This window comes from Pseudomonas sp. BIOMIG1BAC (genome assembly GCF_001705995.2).
In the GTDB taxonomy this organism is placed as follows: Bacteria; Pseudomonadota; Gammaproteobacteria; order Pseudomonadales; family Pseudomonadaceae; genus Aquipseudomonas; species Aquipseudomonas sessilinigenes.
In genome coordinates, this window is record NZ_CP049045.1 from 664,046 (window position 1) to 680,009 (window position 15,964).

The 15,964-nt window shown below is 62.0% G+C and carries 13 protein-coding genes; 6 read left to right on the forward strand and 7 right to left on the reverse strand.

The annotated features are described in order from the left end of the window. Positions 1-9: 9 nt before the first annotated feature. Positions 10-492, forward strand: a complete 483-nt coding sequence (gene secB / locus ATY02_RS03040) for a protein-export chaperone SecB (protein ID WP_068589434.1) — start codon at positions 10-12, stop codon at positions 490-492. A 167-nt stretch (positions 493-659) separates the two neighbouring features. Here the strand turns inward: secB and trmL are convergent, their stop codons facing one another. Next, positions 660-1,115: a tRNA (uridine(34)/cytosine(34)/5-carboxymethylaminomethyluridine(34)-2'-O)-methyltransferase TrmL gene (gene trmL / locus ATY02_RS03045; RefSeq protein WP_068589431.1), complete on the reverse strand. Its 456-nt coding sequence runs from the start codon at positions 1,113-1,115 to the stop codon at positions 660-662. Here trmL and ATY02_RS03050 point away from each other — a divergent pair. Further along, positions 1,114-1,554 carry a hypothetical protein gene (locus tag ATY02_RS03050; RefSeq protein ID WP_068589427.1) on the forward strand — a complete coding sequence of 147 codons (441 nt, stop codon included), beginning with the start codon at positions 1,114-1,116 and terminating at the stop codon, positions 1,552-1,554. The two genes, trmL and ATY02_RS03050, sit on opposite strands and share 2 nt — an antisense overlap. 508 nt (positions 1,555-2,062) lie before the next feature. Here ATY02_RS03050 and ntrC read toward each other — a convergent pair. Continuing rightward, positions 2,063-3,499, reverse strand: coding sequence for a nitrogen regulation protein NR(I) (ntrC, locus tag ATY02_RS03055; RefSeq protein WP_068589425.1), 1,437 nt, complete (start codon positions 3,497-3,499; stop codon positions 2,063-2,065). After that, a complete protein-coding gene (gene glnL, locus ATY02_RS03060; protein WP_068589422.1) occupies positions 3,496-4,581 on the reverse strand; it encodes a nitrogen regulation protein NR(II) in 1,086 nt (361 codons plus the stop codon). Before glnL ends, ntrC begins: the two co-directional genes overlap by 4 nt. 363 nt (positions 4,582-4,944) lie before the next feature. Here glnL and ATY02_RS03065 point away from each other — a divergent pair, with 363 nt between their 5' ends. Further along, on the forward strand, positions 4,945-6,078 hold the full coding sequence (locus ATY02_RS03065; protein ID WP_068589420.1) for a bifunctional transcriptional activator/DNA repair enzyme AdaA: 1,134 nt from the start codon (positions 4,945-4,947) through the stop codon (positions 6,076-6,078). Here the strand turns inward: ATY02_RS03065 and ATY02_RS03070 are convergent. From ATY02_RS03070 to glnA, 3 genes are all read right to left on the reverse strand, one after another. After that, positions 6,047-6,496 carry a hypothetical protein gene (locus tag ATY02_RS03070; RefSeq protein WP_068589417.1) on the reverse strand — a complete coding sequence of 150 codons (450 nt, stop codon included), beginning with the start codon at positions 6,494-6,496 and terminating at the stop codon, positions 6,047-6,049. The genes ATY02_RS03065 and ATY02_RS03070 overlap by 32 nt on opposite strands. Before the next feature lie 61 nt (positions 6,497-6,557). Continuing rightward, on the reverse strand, positions 6,558-7,112 hold the full coding sequence (locus ATY02_RS03075) for a chorismate mutase (RefSeq protein WP_068589413.1): 555 nt from the start codon (positions 7,110-7,112) through the stop codon (positions 6,558-6,560). 150 nt (positions 7,113-7,262) lie between these two features. Then, positions 7,263-8,669: a glutamate--ammonia ligase gene (glnA, locus tag ATY02_RS03080; protein WP_053132545.1), complete on the reverse strand. Its 1,407-nt coding sequence runs from the start codon at positions 8,667-8,669 to the stop codon at positions 7,263-7,265. Positions 8,670-9,000: 331 nt separating this feature from the next. Here glnA and thiI point away from each other — a divergent pair, with 331 nt between their 5' ends. Together thiI and typA are read left to right on the forward strand one after the other, a co-directional pair. Further along, positions 9,001-10,455 (forward strand): tRNA uracil 4-sulfurtransferase ThiI, encoded by a 1,455-nt coding sequence (gene thiI / locus ATY02_RS03085; protein ID WP_068589410.1) that lies wholly within the window; start codon positions 9,001-9,003, stop codon positions 10,453-10,455. 139 nt (positions 10,456-10,594) lie between these two features. Then, positions 10,595-12,415: a translational GTPase TypA gene (typA, locus tag ATY02_RS03090; protein ID WP_068589407.1), complete on the forward strand. Its 1,821-nt coding sequence runs from the start codon at positions 10,595-10,597 to the stop codon at positions 12,413-12,415. Positions 12,416-12,685: 270 nt separating this feature from the next. On the opposite strand, the gene ATY02_RS03095 is transcribed toward typA, so the two are convergent. Beyond that, a complete protein-coding gene (locus ATY02_RS03095) occupies positions 12,686-13,129 on the reverse strand; it encodes a YkgJ family cysteine cluster protein (RefSeq protein WP_068589404.1) in 444 nt (147 codons plus the stop codon). A 269-nt stretch (positions 13,130-13,398) separates the two neighbouring features. On the opposite strand from ATY02_RS03095, the gene ATY02_RS03100 reads away from it, so the two are divergent. Continuing rightward, a complete protein-coding gene (locus tag ATY02_RS03100; RefSeq protein ID WP_068589401.1) occupies positions 13,399-15,849 on the forward strand; it encodes a glycogen/starch/alpha-glucan phosphorylase in 2,451 nt (816 codons plus the stop codon). Positions 15,850-15,964 lie beyond the last annotated feature (115 nt).

Genomic DNA, 15,964 nt, shown 5'->3' on the forward strand with positions numbered 1-15,964 from the left:
GGATCTGAGATGACTGACCAACAGAACACTGCTGCTGCCGAAGACGAAAGCGCACCGCAATTCTCCCTGCAGCGCATCTACGTGCGTGACCTGTCCTTCGAAGCGCCGAAAAGCCCGGCGATCTTCCGTCAGCAGTGGGAGCCCAGCGTCGCCCTGGACCTGAACACTCGCCAGAAAGCCCTGGAAGCCGATTTCCACGAAGTGGTACTGACCCTGTCCGTGACCGTGAAGAATGGCGACGAAGTGGCCTTCATCGCTGAAGTCCAGCAGGCCGGCATCTTCCTGATCAAGAACCTGGACGAGGCTTCCATGAGCCACACCCTGGGTGCCTTCTGCCCGAACATCCTGTTCCCGTACGCTCGCGAAGCGCTGGACAGCCTGGTGACCCGCGGCTCGTTCCCTGCCCTGATGCTGGCTCCGGTGAACTTCGACGCGCTGTACGCCCAGGAGCTGCAACGCGTGCAGTCCGCTGGCGAGAACACCGTTCAATAAGTGCTTCGCCCAGCCATGAAAAAAGCGCCTTTGACGGCGCTTTTTTCATGGCTGGGTGAAACCTCCAGGTAGGCGCGAGGCTGGCCTGCGACAAGGGCGACGCGAAACGCCTGAGCACCGCGTTACCGGTCATCGCGAGCGAGCTTGGCTCCTGCACAAGCAGGCGCTTATTTGAAGCCCAATTGGCGCCAGCCTTCGTAGACCGCCACCGCCACGGTGTTGGACAGGTTAAGGCTGCGGCAGCCTTCGCGCATGGGCAGGCGCAGGCGCTGCTCGCCGGGCAGGGCGTCCAGTACCTCTGCTGGCAGGCCACGGCTTTCCGGGCCGAACAGGAAGGCATCGCCCTCCTGGAAGCTGGCGTCGTGGAAGGGGCGCGAGCCCTTGGTGGTGAAGGCGAACAGGCGTGGATGGCCGAGGCTCTCCAGGCAGCTGGCGAGGTCGGCATGGCGTTGCAGGGTGGCGTACTCGTGATAGTCGAGGCCGGCACGGCGCAAGCGCTTGTCGTCCATTTCGAAACCCAGCGGCTCGATCAAGTGCAGGTGGCAGCCGCTGTTGGCGCAGAGCCTGATAACGTTGCCGGTATTCGGCGGAATTTCTGGTTGGAAGAGGATGACGTGAAACATGCACGGCTCCGAAGAGAAAGACAGGCAGCATTCTACGCCTGAAGAAGACTCGCGGCCGAAGCTAATGCTGCGGGTATTCGGCTCCCTGGCCATTGTCGGGGTGATGATCGGCCTGATGATCGGTCGCCTGACCCAGCCCGAGCCGGTGCAGTTGCAAGAGGTGCAGACCGTGCCCGATGGCCTGGTGATCTGGTTCAACCATGAGCCCAAGGTGCATGGCGAGCATGTCGAAGGGGCCGTGGCGCTGCTGTTCGATGCTTCGGGCCGGGCGCAGCAGGGCCAGTTGCAGGTCAATCAGCGAATGGTGAATTGGCGGATACGCCTGGCGGACCAGGGCTTGTTGCTGAACCTGGTGGCCGCGCGCGCCCTGCGGGGCGAATGGAGCGGGGGCGAGGTGGACGGGCGCTGGCGCCTGGAGATCCACTTGCGAGAGCAATAAAAGAGGGAAACCCCGGCCTGCCTGTACCAGGGCCCCCAAAACCGTGGCCTGCTCGCTTGACGCGGCGGGCCGAGTGTTAAAGAGGGGAGTCCTGGCCTGCCTGTACCAGGGTCCCCGAAACCGTGGCCTGCTCGCTTGGCGCGAGTGGGCCGGGTGTTAAAGAGGGGAATCCTCGGCCTGCCTGTACCAAGGTCCCCAAAACGGGTGAGCGGTGGCGCTCGTGATCTTGTTATTGCAGGGGGCGTGCCAATTCAGGCTTAAACGGTTCAGTTAATTGCAGGGTCAAGCTGGAGGCCCCGTTTTTCGGGGCTTTCGCCGTTTTGTTGAGTTTTCCTTGCCCGGCCTGGTGCGGCCGTTCGCAAGCGAGTCTTGCGTCTGGCCGAGCCTTTTGGCGGTGCAGGCTCACCATTTCGGTGCACGAAAAACATCGCGGGCAAGCCTCGCTCCTACGAAACACAAGGTCCGTGGGAGCGAGGCTTGCCCGCGCTAGGGGTTGCAGAACAGCCGCTCAAGCCTCGTCGCTGTCCTCCTCGTCGCCACCGTCGACCTTCATCCCCAGCTCCTTGATCTTGCGGGTCAGGGTATTGCGCCCCCAGCCCAGCAAGACTGCAGCATCACGACGCCGACCGGCGGTGTGCTTGAGGGCGGTCTCGATCATGATCCGCTCGAAACTCGGGACCGCGCTGTCCAGCAGGTTGGACTGGCCGCGGGCCAGGGCCTGGTCGGCCCACTGGCGCAGGGCCTGTTCCCAGTTGGTCACCGGTGCCGAGTCCTGGGGCAGGCTCAGCAGTTCCGGCGGCAGGTCGCCGATATGGACTTCGCGCCCGGAGGCCATCACGGTGATCCAGCGGCAGGTGTTCTCCAACTGGCGCACGTTCCCTGGCCACGGCAGGTTCTTCAGGAACTCCTCGGTTTCGTTCTTCAGCAGCTTGGGCTCCACCGCCAGCTCCTGGGCCGCGCGGCCGAGGAAATGCTTGGCCAGGGTCGGGATGTCTTCGCGACGATCCGACAGGCGGGGAATGTGGATGCGGATCACGTTGAGGCGGTGGAACAAGTCTTCGCGGAATTTGCCGGCCTGGACCAGGGTTTCCAGGTTCTGGTGGGTCGCGGCGATGATTCGTACGTCGACCTTGACCGGAGTATGGCCGCCGACCCGATAGAACTCGCCGTCGGCCAGCACCCGCAGCAAGCGAGTCTGGGTATCGGCCGGCATGTCGCCGATCTCGTCGAGGAACAGGGTGCCACCGTCGGCCTGCTCGAAGCGCCCGCGCCGCAGGTTGGCGGCACCCGTGAAGGCACCTTTCTCATGGCCGAACAGCTCGGACTCCATCAGGTCCTTGGGGATCGCCGCCATGTTCAGGGCGATGAACGGCGAACTCGCACGCGGACTGTGGCGGTGCAAGGCATGGGCCACCAGCTCCTTGCCGGTGCCGGACTCGCCATTGATCAGCACCGTGATGTTGGAGTGGCTCAAGCGCCCGATGGCCCTGAAGACCTCCTGCATCGCCGGGGCTTCGCCGATGATCTCCGGCGTGCGCGCCAGGCTCGGCGCGACCTCCAGGCCTTGCTGTTCCTGGGCATGCTGGTTGGCGCGCTTGACCAGGGCCACGGCCTCATCGACATCGAACGGCTTGGGCAGGTATTCGAAGGCGCCGCCCTGGTAGGACGCCACCGCACTGTCCAGGTCGGAGTGGGCGGTCATGATGATCACCGGCAGGCGCGGATGCTGTTCGCGGATCCGTGCCAGCAGGTCGAGACCGCTGGCCCCGGGCATGCGGATATCGGAAATGATCACATCCGGAGCCTGGCGGGCCAGGCGGCTCATCACCCCGTCAGCGCTGTCGAAGCTCTGGGTCGTCATGCCTTCCTGTTGCAGGGCTTTTTCCAGGACCCAGCGGATTGAACGGTCGTCATCGACGATCCACACGGTTTCACTTCGGCTCATGTCGATGGGGCTCCTTGTTCCAGAGGCAAAAAGATCGAGAACGTGGTGTGGCCTGGGTGGCTGTCACACTCGATCAGGCCCTGGTGCTGGCTGATGATGTTCTGGGTGATGGCCAGGCCCAGCCCGGTACCGTCCGGGCGGCCGCTGACCATGGGGAAGAAAAGGGTGTCCTGCAGTTCGGCGGGGATTCCCGGACCGTTGTCGATGATCTCGATCTTGGTCACCAGGCGATGGCGCACATGGCCGATGGTGAACTGGCGCATGGTGCGGCTGCGCAAGGTGATGCGGCCCAGGCGCAGCTCGTTCTGGGTGCTGATGGCCTGCATGGCGTTGCGCACGATGTTCAACACCGCCTGGATCATTTGCTCACGATCGATCAGTACATCGGGAATGCTCGGGTCGTAATCCCGGACCAGGGTGATGCAACCCTGGCTCTCGGCCTCCACCAGGCTGCAGACCCGCTCCAGCACTTCATGGATATTGGTCAGCGCCAGGGACGGCAGCTTGTTCGAGCCAAGCATGCGATCCACCAGATTGCGCAGGCGGTCGGCCTCTTCGATGATGACGTTGGTGTAGTCCTTGAGGCTTTCCTCGGGCAGTTCCCGGGCCAGCAGCTGGGCGGCGCCGCGAATCCCGCCCAGGGGATTCTTGATTTCGTGGGCCAGGCCGCGCACCAGCATCTTGCTGGTTTCCTGCTTGGACAGCTGGGCCTCTTCCTTGGTGATGCGCAGCAAGCGATCCCGGGGATGGACTTCCAACAGCAGCAAGGTGTCGCCGTTGTTGAGGATCGGCGTCACCGCATAGTCCACGGTCAGGGTCTGGCCGGTCAGGGCGGTGAGCATGGCCTCGCGCTTGGTGAAGGGATGGGCCTGCTCCACCGCCTGGCGCAGGGAGCTCAAGGCTTCGGCCGACTCGGTGAACAGCTCGCTGATGAACTGCCCATGGCTGCGCTGGCCGCTGATGGCCAGGAGCATTTCCGCCGCCGGGTTCATGTACTCAAGGCGCAGGTCGGCATTGAGCAGGATGGTGGCGGTGGTCAGGTTGTCCAGTAACAGGCGATGCAGTGGGTCGCTGATGGTCATTCGGACCTCTTTTGAAGCAGGACAATCCGGAGTCGATCCCGGATCGTGCACGGGTTGAAGCGCTGGTACGGAGAAAATGCAAAAACCAAACCAAGGCTCCGAAAAGAAGCGTTCGCGCCCCTGAAACAGGTGTTTGAACGCCGATTACATGGCGTATTGCCAGTCCTGGCGGGCATTTTCGAACCAAAATGGGCTGCTAATCATCCCAGGGTGCAGGGTGTTGCACCAATATAGTGCATGAGTGCTTGGCCTGCTTGCCTGCTGTCCGATCGTCGAGAATCAACGCCCGTTTTTCAGCGGCAGCCGGGTGCCAGAGCCGGTAGAGTGCGTCGGACTCTTTGCTTGAAGGTCCAGGATCCGGCCATGGAAAACGCCCCTCTGCTGTTCCAGCTTCCCGACGACGACACCCTGTATCGGGCGCTCCTGGAGCGCGACCCGGCCTATGAGGGTTTTGCCTACGTCGGGGTGAAGAGCACCGGGGTGTTCTGTCGGCTGAGCTGTGTCGCGCGCAAGCCCAAGCGTCAGAACACGGTGTTCTTCGGCTCCATCAGGGAGTGCCTGGAGGGCGGGTTTCGTGCTTGCCTGCGCTGCCGTCCCCTGGAGGCGGCAGGGGGCCAGGAACCCTGGGTCAAGACCTTGCTCGAACAACTGCACAGCGATGGCGAGCGCCGTTGGTATGAAGAGGATCTGGTGCGCCAGGGGCTGGACCCGTCCACGGTCCGCCGAGCATTCAAGCGCCATTTCGGGGTGACCTTCCTGGAAATGGCCCGGCTGCGGCGTATCGGCCGGGGCATGCAGCAGTTGGCTTCAGGGGAGCCGGTGATCGAGGCGCAGATCAGCGCCGGCTTCGATTCCGACAGTGGCTTTCGCCATGCGTTTGCCCGGCTTGCGGGCCAACCACCGTCGAACCTGCGTGGGCGTGAACTGCTCAAGGCCGATTGGTTGCCGACGCCTATCGGTGTGATGCTGGCCGTGGCCGATGCCCAGGTCCTGCATGTGCTGGAGTTTTTCGACCGCCCGGCCCTGGCGGGGGAGCTGCGCAAGTTGCAGGACAACAGTGGCTCGAGCATCGGCTTCGGACGCTTTGCCCCCATCGACCAGATCGAGGCCGAACTGCACCGTTACTTTGCCGGTGAGCCGGTGTCTTTCCAGACACCATTGGCGATGCAGGCCTCGGCCTTCACCCGCACGGTATGGCAGGCCCTGCGGGCCATTCCCCTGGGCAGCACCTGCAGTTATGCCGGGTTGGCGCGGGATATCGGCTCGCCGACGGCGGTGCGCGCCGTGGCCCGGGCCAACGGTGCCAACCAGATCGCCATCGTCATCGCGTGCCATCGGGTGATCGGCGCCGATGGCTCGCTGACCGGTTATGGCGGAGGCCTGTGGCGCAAGCGCTGGTTGCTGGAGCACGAGCGACGGATGCATCTGGCTGGACGGGAACAGCCGGTGCTGGCCCAGGAGCCATTCAACGATGGGCGCGCAGCAGGAAGAAACTGATTTCCGGGCTTTGCTGCAGGATTTGTTCGCCCTCAAGGACCTGCACCGCCAGGCGATGAAGGCCGCGGTCGAGGTTCGACAGATGCAAACGCGGGCCACGGCCAGGGGCGCCGTGGGGTTTGCCATCCAGCAGCAGGCGCAGGCGATGGGGCGGTTGTAGCGGCGGGTGCAGGTCTACCCGGACGCTGAAACTGCCGTTATTGGCCCGCAGCGCGCCCTGCTCCTGCACTCCGTTGAGCTGCAGGCGTTGGTAGGCCTGCCTTTGGCTGGTCTGGCAGGCGACCGGTGCTCTGTTCGAGGGCGGCCAGTCGCTGGATCCTCGGTCGCTGCTGGGGCGATGGCCGTCGGTGGGGTGATCGGGGGCCGCATCAGCTGGCAGTAGGGTTATCCACAGCAGCCACAAGGCAGCGATACGCATGGTCCGGATCCTCCTGGAGAGCCCTCAGCATAGGGGCGCACCGGGCAGGCGACAGGCCTGGTTAACCTTTGAACACACATAACTCGGCAGTGGCGCGGATCATCGCCAACTGACGCAGCGGCGCCATGTCGCCGGTGTGGTTGGCCCGGGCCAACCACTGCGGGCAGCGCGGGTCGGTACGGGAGGGGCTGAAGTCGGCCAGTTGCTGCAGCAGGCGTTCTTGTAACCGATCGAGTTGCGGGCGGATTTGTCCGGCCAGGTCCTGGCGTGGAGTATCCGGTGCCTGGCCTTGCAGATGCCAGGTTGAAAGCCTGGCGTATTGCACCAGTTTGTTGGCCTCGATCTGCGCTGCGAAGAACTGCCCTACCGTGGTTTCATCCAGGCCGTGGCCGTTGGCCAGGGCCGAGGCTGCTGCGATCACTTGCTGTTCGCGAGGCCGGTCCTCCACAGCCTTGTGGCTGTCCCACTTGCTCAGGGCCACTTGCTCGGCGATGTCCAGGCGTGCGGCGATGCTACCCAGCAATGGAGCAAGGCTGGCCGGAGCATCGTCGGCCCGGGCCAGGCTGGCGAGCAGGGTGCAGGCCAGGGCGAGACACAGGTTCAAGGAAGATTTCATCGGCAGGCTCAAGGTTGGGAGGGGGAGGTTCATGATGCCCGCAAGCTGGCCAGAGGCACACGGAAAATCCCCGGGTATTTTCTGCCGGGCATGAAAAAGGCCTCCCGAAGGAGGCCTTTCGATCACGCTGCTTGTGCGAGCGCTACCGGATCAGCAGCTGTAGTACAGCTCGTATTCCAGTGGGTGTACGAAGGTACGGACCTTGATTTCTTCTTCGCTTTTCAGGGCGATGTAGGCGTCGATGAAGTCGTCGCTGAAAACGCCGCCTTTGGTCAGGAACGCACGGCCCTTGTCCAGCTCTTCCAGGGCTTCTTTCAGGCTGCCGCAAACTTGTGGGATCTCTTTGGCCTCTTCAGGCGGCAGGTCGTACAGGTTCTTGTCGGCAGCATCGCCAGGGTGGATCTTGTTCTGGATACCATCCAGGCCGGCCATCAGCAGTGCCGCGAAGCACAGGTATGGGTTGGCCGCCGGGTCCGGGAAGCGCGCTTCGATACGGCGGGCTTTCGGGCTCGACACGTAAGGAATACGGATCGAAGCGGAGCGGTTGCGGGCCGAGTAGGCCAGCATCACTGGAGCTTCGAAGCCTGGAACCAGGCGCTTGTAGGAGTTGGTAGCCGGGTTGGTGAAGCCGTTCAGGGCCTTGCCGTGCTTGATGATGCCGCCGATGAAGTACAGGGCGGTATCGGACAGGCCGGCATAACCTTCGCCAGCGAAGGTGTTCTTGCCGTCTTTCCAGATCGACATGTGTACGTGCATGCCCGAGCCGTTGTCGCCGTACAGCGGTTTTGGCATGAAGGTAGCGGTGCGGCCGTAGGCGTCGGCCACGTTGTGCACCACGTACTTCAGGGTCTGGGTTTCGTCGGCCTTCTTCACCAGGGTGTTGAACTTGACGCCGATTTCGTTCTGGCCGGCAGTCGCCACTTCGTGGTGGTGGACTTCGACGGTCAGGCCCATTTCTTCCAGTGCGTTGCACATGGAGGTACGGATTTCGTGGTCATGGTCGAACGGCGGAACCGGGAAGTAGCCGCCCTTGATGCCTGGACGGTGGCCCTTGTTGCCGCCTTCCACGTCCTGGTCGGACATCCACGAGCCTTGCTCGGAGTAGATCTTGAACATCGAGCCGGAGATGTCGGACTTGAACTTTACCTGGTCGAAGATGAAGAACTCAGGCTCCGGACCTGCGAATACGGTGTCGCCGATGCCGGTGGCCTTCAGGTGCTCTTCGGCGCGCTTGGCGATCGCGCGAGGGTCGCGGTCGTAGCCTTGCATGCTCGAAGGTTCGATGATGTCGCACACCAGGATCAGGGTCGGCTCTTCGGTGAACGGGTCCAGCACGGCGGTTTCGTCGTCCGGCATCAGGATCATGTCGGAGGCTTCGATGCCTTTCCAGCCAGCGATGGAGGAGCCGTCGAACATCTTGCCTGCTTCGAAGAAGTCTTCATCCAGCGCATCACGGGCCGGCATGGTCACGTGATGTTGAGTGCCCTTGGTGTCAGTGAAGCGCAGATCAATCCATTTGACGTCATGATCTTTGATGAGTTGAACCGACTTCGACATAGTGTCCTCCGGATGGCTTCGGGCTTGATGTTGGAGTGCCCTTAGAATGTGGGTAATGCCGGCGCGAATACTCTGCCATGGCAACCTGCCTCACAAGGGAGCAAATTGCATGCCAGTGCCCTGGGATGGGTTTTTTGCCCCAAAATCACGCTTTCTCCGCTTCAGGGGCAAGAGTGCCGGCATTTTGCGCACTGCAATGTAGCGCTTATTTGAATAAATGACCCGTTTTGGTGCATCGAAAACCTTCTGCACATTAACTGGTTAAACCTTGAGCAATTTCCGCTATAATCCGCGCCCCCCTTTTTCGGCTGACCCGGCGCACGCTGTTTTCATGAAACTAATCGTTAAAGTTTTCCCGGAAATCACCATCAAGAGCCGCCCGGTTCGGACGCGTTTCATCCGTCAGTTGGCCAAGAACATCCGTGCCGTGCTCCGTGACCTGGACCCGGCTGTGGTGGTCGATGGTGTGTGGGACAACCTCGAGCTGGAAACCGCCGTCACCGAGCCCAAGGTGCTCAAGGACATGACCGAGCGCCTGAGCTGCATGCCCGGCATCGCGCATTTCCTGCAGGTCGACGAGTACCCCCTGGGGGACTTCGACGACATCGTCGCCAAGTGCAAGCAGCACTTCGGCGAAGTCTTGGCGGGGAAGATTTTCGCTGTGCGCTGCAAGCGCGCCGGCAAGCATGAATTCAGTTCCATGGACGTGGAAAAGTACGTCGGTAGCCAGTTGCGCCGACAGTGCGGTGCCGCGGGAATCGACCTGAAAGCGCCGCAAATCGAAGTGCGGATGGAAATTCGCGACCAACGGTTGTTCGTGATTCACAGCCAGCACAATGGCATCGGCGGCTACCCGCTGGGCGCCCTGGAACAGACCCTGGTGTTGATGTCCGGTGGCTTCGACTCCACCGTGGCGGCCTACCAGATCATGCGTCGCGGCCTGATGGGGCATTTCTGCTTCTTCAACCTGGGCGGTCGTGCCCACGAATTGGGCGTGATGGAAGTCGCGCACTATATTTGGAAGAAGTACGGCAGCTCCCAGCGCGTGCTGTTCGTCAGCGTGCCGTTCGAGGAAGTGCTGGGCGAGATCCTCGGCAAGGTCGACAACAGTCATATGGGCGTCATCTTGAAGCGTATGATGTTGCGTGCCGCCTCGAGCATCGCCGAGCGCCTGCACATCGATGCGCTGGTCACCGGCGAGGCGATTTCCCAGGTGTCCAGCCAGACCCTGCCGAACCTGTCGGTGATCGACTGCGTGACCGACAAGCTGGTGCTGCGGCCGCTGATCGCCAGCCACAAGCAGGACATCATCGACCTGGCCAACCAGATTGGTACCGCTGACTTCGCCAAGCACATGCCGGAGTATTGCGGGGTCATCTCGGTGAACCCCAAGACCAATGCCAAGCGCCATCGCGTCGAGCATGAAGAGAAAGAATTCGACATGGCCGTGCTCGAGCGTGCGATCGAGCGGGCCAAACTGGTGCCGATCGATCGAGTGATCGACGAGCTGGGCCAGGATGTTCAAGTTGAAGAAGTCAGCGAAGCGCTGGCCGGCCAGATCGTCATCGACATCCGTCACCCGGATGCCCAGGAAGATGAACCGCTGGAGCTGGCTGGCATCGAAGTCAAGGCGTTGCCGTTCTATGCGGTGAACGCACGCTTCAAGGAACTGGACCCTAACCGCCAGTACCTGCTGTATTGCGACAAAGGCGTCATGAGTCGCCTGCATGCTCACCATCTGCTCAGTGAGGGACATGCCAATGTGCGCGTTTATAGACCGAGCTAAATGCCCGGGGCTGTTCGCCTGTGGCTTGCGTCACCGGCCCCCCGACGCCGCCGTCAAGCTGTAACGGCAAGGCCTGAATCTATTGTTAATCGCTGCCAGCATTTGTCAGCACACCGAATCCTCTGATCGAGATACACAAGTGATCGAAAATCTACGCAACATCGCCATCATCGCCCACGTTGACCACGGTAAAACCACCCTGGTAGACAAACTCCTGCGTCAATCCGGCACCCTGGAGCGCAACGAGCTCAACGACGAGCGCGTGATGGACTCCAACGACCAGGAAAAAGAACGCGGCATTACCATCCTGGCCAAAAACACCGCCATCAACTGGAACGGCTACCACATCAACATCGTGGACACCCCCGGCCACGCCGACTTCGGCGGCGAAGTTGAGCGCGTAATGTCCATGGTCGACTCCGTGCTGCTGCTGGTCGATGCCCAGGACGGCCCGATGCCACAAACCCGCTTCGTGACCAAGAAGGCTTTCGAAGCCGGCCTGCGTCCGATCGTGGTGATCAACAAGGTCGACCGTCCGGGCGCGCGTCCTGACTGGGTTCTGGACCAGATCTTCGACCTGTTCGACAACCTGGGCGCCACCGAAGAACAGCTGGACTTCAAAGTCGTCTACGCCTCGGCCCTGAACGGCATCGCCGGTCTGGACCACACCGACATGGCCGAAGACATGACCCCGCTGTACCAGTCGATCATCGACAACGTGCCAGCGCCAAGCGTCGACCGTGACGGTCCGTTCCAGATGCAGATCTCTGCCCTGGACTACAACAGCTTCCTGGGTGTGATCGGCGTTGGCCGTATCGCTCGTGGTCGCGTCAAGCCGAACACCCCGGTCACTGCCATCGATACCGAAGGCAAGAAGCGCAACGGCCGTATCCTCAAGCTGATGGGTCACCACGGCCTGCACCGCGTGGACGTTGAAGAAGCCGCCGCTGGCGACATCGTCTGCATCAGCGGTTTCGACGAGCTGTTCATTTCCGACACCCTGTGCGACCCGACTGCTGTTGAAGCAATGAAGCCGCTGACCGTCGACGAGCCGACCGTATCCATGACCTTCCAGGTCAACGATTCGCCGTTCTGCGGTAAGGAAGGCAAGTTCGTGACCTCCCGTAACATCAAGGAGCGTCTGGACAAAGAGCTGCTGTACAACGTAGCCCTGCGTGTTGAAGAAGGCGACTCGGCCGACAAGTTCAAGGTTTCCGGCCGTGGTGAGCTGCACCTGTCGGTTCTGATCGAAACCATGCGTCGCGAAGGCTTCGAGATGGGCGTTGGCCGTCCTGAAGTGATCATCCGTGAAGTTGACGGCGTGAAGCAGGAACCGTTCGAGAACGTGACCATCGACATCCCTGAAGAATCCCAGGGCAAGGTGATGGAAGAAATGGGTCTGCGTAAGGGCGACCTGAGCAACATGGTTCCGGATGGCAAGGGCCGTGTACGCCTGGAATACAACATTCCAGCCCGTGGTCTGATCGGTTTCCGTAACCAGTTCCTGACCCTGACCAACGGTGCAGGCATCCTGACCTCGATCTTCGATCGCTACGCTCCGATGAAGTCCGGCCATATGTCCGGTCGTCAGAACGGCGTACTGGTATCGGTTGAGACCGGCAAGGCCCTGACCTACTCCCTGGAAACCCTGCAGGCGCGCGGCAAGCTGTTCGTCGAGCACGGCCAGGAAATCTACAACGGTCAGATCGTTGGTCTGAACAGCCGTGACAACGACCTGGGTGTGAACCCGACTAAAGGCAAGAAGCTCGACAACATGCGTGCTTCGGGCAAGGACGAGACCATCGCCCTGGTTCCGCCAGTTCGTTTCACCCTGGAACAGGCCCTGGAATTCATCCAGGACGACGAGCTGTGCGAAGTGACTCCTAAGTCCATCCGTCTGCGTAAGAAGATCCTGGACGAAGGCGAGCGTACCCGCGCTGCCAAGAAAGCCAAGAACTGAGTCTTTAGTTCCGGCTGAATGAAAACGCCCCCGGCCTTGCGGTCGGGGGCGTTTTTTTATGCCTGGAGAAAACCTGTAGCCGCTGCCGGGTCCGCGAGGCTACGACTGGCCGCGCAGGGGCCATCAACCCAGGAGCCGCGTAACACGGCCGCAGTGGCTAATGCCAGTCAGTTGAGCGAGGTGATCCCCTGTAGGAGCAGCCGATTGCGGCCTCGCAAGCTCGGCGTCGGCTAGGACGGCGGTGGTGGCAGAGTTGTAGAGGGCGGGGGATCAGAAGCGTTCGAGGGTCCGGCTGCTGGTGTTGGTCGGACGCTCCAGGGGCTTTGGCTTGTAGGCGCAGTAGCCTGGGCGTGGGCCGACCTTGGGATGGTTGCGACAGGTATCGGGGCGCTTGTCATAAATGGTGCACAGGCGGCTCTTGCGGTCCAGATACAGGCAATCGTTGTTGCTCATGCGCTGCAGGGTGAAGATTTCCGACTTCTGGTTGTAGCGCTCGACGATGCCTTCCTTTTGCAGGCGCTTGGCGATGTTCTTCGCCGGCTCGCCGCGTTCGAACTCATCGACCACGCCGATGCGGATCAGGTCCTTGATCTTCACTTCCACCGGCAGGGTGCAGCAGCTGGACATGCAGGAACCGCACATGGGCGCGGAATACTTGGCCCAGGTATCGAGACGGTCGATTTCCGCGGCGGCGATCAGGTTGGACTTCATCATCGAGGTGGTTTCCAGCATGTTTTCGGGGGCGCGCGATCATACCGGGACTGCTGGATTTTTGAACAACTTTGTGTCGGATTTTTCTTGGCATACGGCCGGCCAGTGCATGACGGCACAGGCCCTGCATCTTTTTTCCTATCGGTGCAGCCGCTCCTCTCGTTTGGTCGAGCCGTTTGCAATAGCGCCGAACCAGGGCCTTCGCTCCGTGTCAGACCGACTAGGCTCAGTCAATTCCATGCTCACTGTGTATCTCGTCAGAGGTCGTAACGATGACTCAGGAATCCCATGTTCGCGACACGCAGGTGGCGGCTTTTCGTGAAGCCGTCCTGACCAAACTCACCTACGCGGTCGGCAAGGACCCGGACCATGCCTTCGACCATGACTGGTTCGAAGCCATTGCCCTGGCTGCGCGGGACCACATGGTCGATCACTGGATGGATCACACCCGGCAGATCTATCGCCGGGGGCAGAAGCGGGTGTACTACCTGTCCCTCGAGTTCCTGATCGGTCGATTGCTGATCGATAGCCTGAGCAACCTCGGCTTGCTGGAAGTGGCGCAAGAGGCCCTGACGGACCTGGGGGTAGACCTGCAACGCATCCGCCTGCTGGAGCCCGATGCGGCCCTGGGCAACGGTGGGCTGGGGCGCCTGGCGGCATGCTTCATGGAAAGCATGTCGAGCCTGGGTATCGCCGGCCATGGCTATGGCATTCGCTATGAGCACGGGCTGTTCCGCCAGGCCATCGTCGATGGCTGGCAACAGGAGCAGACCGAGCACTGGCTGGATTTCGGCAACCCCTGGGAGTTCGAACGGCCCGAAGTGATCTACTCCATCGGTTTTGGCGGGGGTGTCGAGACCGTTGCCGACGAGGCCGGCGCTACCCGGCAAGTCTGGTCTGCGGCGGAGACGGTACGGGCCGTGGCCTACGACACGCCGGTAGTGGGATGGCGCGGGGCCAGCGTCAACACCTTGCGCCTGTGGCGTGCCCGGGCCATGGAGGAGTTGCACCTGGAGCGCTTCAATGCCGGCGACCACCTGGGTGCGGTCGCGGAGGTGGCCCGGGCCGAGAGCATCTCGCGGGTGCTGTACCCGGCCGACAGCACCGAAGCCGGGCAGGAACTGCGCCTGCGCCAGGAGTACTTCTTCGTCTCGGCGTCGTTGCAGGACCTGCTGCGCCGGCACAAGAACATGCATGACTCGGTACTCAGCCTCGGCGAACACGCGGCTATCCAGCTCAACGACACCCACCCATCGATCGCCGTGGCCGAGCTGATGCGCCAGTTGGTGGACCTGCACGGCATCGCCTGGGACGCGGCCTGGCAGATCACCGTGGAAACCCTGGCCTACACCAACCACACCCTGCTGCCCGAGGCGCTGGAGACCTGGCCGGTGGGGTTGATGGAGCGCCTGCTGCCGCGGCACATGCAGATCATCTACCTGATCAATGCCCAGCACATCGACTCGTTGCGGGCCAAGGGCATGCACGATTTCGACGTGCTGCGGGCGGTGTCGCTGATCGAGGAGGACAACGGCCGCCGGGTACGCATGGGCAACCTGGCATTCCTCGGTTCCCACAGCGTCAACGGCGTATCCGGCCTGCATACCCAACTGATGCGCAGCACGGTGTTCTCCGAGTTGCACAAGTTGTATCCGGAGCGGATCAACAACAAGACCAACGGCATCACCTTCCGCCGCTGGCTGTACCAGGCCAACCCGCAATTGACCCAGATGATGCTGGAAGCCGTGGGCCCCGAGCTGCTGGACAATCCCGAGGAGCTGCTGCTGGGGATCGAGCCCTTTGCCGAGAAAGCGGCCTTTCGCAAGCAGTTCGCCGAGCAGCGCTTGCACAGCAAACGGGCCCTGGCGGCGATCATCCACGAGCGCCTGGGTATTGCCGTCAACCCGGCGGCGATGTTCGATGTCCAGGTCAAGCGCATCCATGAGTACAAGCGCCAGTTGCTCAATCTGTTGCACACCGTGGCCTTGTACCAGGCGATCCGCGCCGAGCCGGAAACCGACTGGGTGCCGCGGGTGAAGATCTTCGCCGGCAAGGCCGCCGCCAGCTACCACCAGGCCAAGCTGATTATCAAGCTGACCAACGACATCGCCCGTACGGTGAACAACGACCCTACGGTGCGGGGCCTGCTCAAGGTGGTGTTCCTGCCCAATTACAACGTCAGCCTGGCGGAAAGCATCATTCCCGCGGCGGACCTGTCGGAGCAGATTTCCACCGCCGGCTTCGAAGCCTCGGGTACCAGCAACATGAAGTTCGGCCTCAATGGTGCCTTGACCATCGGCACCCTGGATGGCGCCAACGTCGAGATGTGCGAGCGGGTCGGCGCCGAGCACATGTTCATCTTCGGCCTCAGCGCCCAGCAGGTGGAGGCCCGCAAGCGCAATGGCGAATTCAGTGCCGGGCCGGACATCGCCGCCTCCCATCGCCTCAACGATGTGTTGCAAGCGATTCGTGGTGGCGTGTTCTCCCCGGACGATCCGTCGCGCTATACCGGCCTGGTCGACTCGCTGGTGGACTACGATCGATTCCTGGTCTGTGCCGACTTCGATGCCTATTGGAGTGCCCAGGCCCGGGTCGAGGAGCGCTGGCATGACTCCAAGGAGTGGTGGCGCTCTGCGGTGCTCAACAGTGCGCGGATGGGCTGGTTCTCATCGGACCGGACCATTCGCGAGTACGCCACGCAGATCTGGAAGGCCTTGGAGTGAGCCCCGGGGAATATCCGGAACTGTGAGCGAGGCCCAGCGTGCGCTGGGCCTTGTCGATATACTTGGCGGCGTTTTTTCCCCGGTTCGTGCCTTGGTGTTCGTGCCTGGCTTCCAA